1 protein-coding gene and 1 other annotated feature are annotated in these 1,321 nt (G+C 61.4%); the gene reads left to right on the plus strand.

Going from position 1 to position 1,321, the window contains the following annotated elements; translation table 11 throughout:
- Window positions 1-50 precede the first annotated feature (50 nt).
- A protein-coding gene (locus AC1Q64_RS25650) for an IS3 family transposase (protein ID WP_492253176.1) occupies window positions 51-1,282 on the plus strand; the annotation gives its coding sequence in 2 pieces (ribosomal slippage) (window positions 51-342 and window positions 342-1,282; 1,233 coding nt in all).
- Window positions 329-445 (plus strand) — a sequence feature (AL1L pseudoknot). (Overlaps the previous gene by 117 nt.)
- Window positions 1,283-1,321: the final 39 nt, after the last annotated feature.

The raw sequence follows: 1,321 nt of genomic DNA on the forward strand, positions 1-1,321 counted from the left end.
TGAATCGCCCCGGTTTTTGAGGAGGCTCAACACTCTGAGAGGATTGAGCCATGAAGAAGTCAAACAAGTTTTCACCCGAGGTACGCGAGCGTGCTGTGCGCTTGGTGCAAGAACACCGAGGCGAGTACCCATCACTGTGGGCAGCCATCGAGTCCATCGCCCCCAAGATTGGTTGCGTGCCGCAGACGTTGAACGAGTGGGTCAAGCGCGCCGAAGTTGATGCAGGCACGCGCGAAGGCATCACCACAGCTGAAGCGCAGCGGGTCAAGGAACTGGAGCGCGAGGTCAAGGAATTGCGCCGAGCCAATGAGATATTGAAGCTGGCCAGCGCGTTTTTCGCCCAGGCGGAGCTCGACCGCCGGCTCAAGTCCTGAAGGACTTCATCGACAAGCATCGCGATACGTACGGGGTCGAGCCGGTCTGCAAGGTACTGCAGGTCGCCCCTTCAGCGTATCGGCGGCATGCGGCACTGCTGCGTGAACCTCACAAGCGCTGCGCACGGGCTCGCCGGGATGACGTGCTGGTCCCGGAGATTCAACGTGTTTGGCGGGCCAACATGCAGGTCTATGGTGTCGAGAAAGTCTGGCGGCAACTAGCTCGCGAAGGCGTGATGGTGGCCCGTTGCACGGTCGAGCGATTGATGCGGCGCTTGGGGCTGCGCGGTGTGATGCGAGGCAAGGTCGTGCGCACCACCATCTCAGATGCCAAGGCGCCGTGTCCGCTGGACCGGGTCAACCGGCAGTTCCGGGCCGAGCGGCCGAACCAGCTGTGGGTCTCGGACTTCACGTACGTCTCGACCTGGCAGGGTTGGCTGTATGTGGCCTTCGTCATCGACGTGTTCGCCCGTCGCATTGTGGGCTGGCGGGTGAGCAGCTCTATGCGAACGGACTTCGTGCTCGATGCACTGGAGCAGGCCCTTTACGCCCGTCAGCCTGAGCGCGACAAAAGCCTGATATGCCACAGCGACCGCGGGTCGCAATACGTCAGCATCCGGTACACCGAACGGCTGGCACAAGCCGGTATCGAGCCCTCGGTGGGCAGCAAGGGTGACAGCTACGACAACGCCCTGGCCGAGACCATCAATGGCCTGTACAAGGCCGAGTTAATCCATCGCCGGGCGCCATGGAAAACCAAGGAAGCCGTGGAGTTTGCGACGCTCGAATGGGTATCCTGGTTCAACCACCATCGCCTGCTCGAACCAATCGGCTACATCTCGCCTGCCGAGGCTGAGGCAAACTACTACCGGCAGCTCGCCAGTCACGCCACTGCAGTGGTGGCATGACTTAAACCAAACAGCCTCCACGAATCCCGGGGCGATTCA

It is taken from the genome of Acidovorax sp. GW835-FHT14G06 (assembly GCF_058793595.1).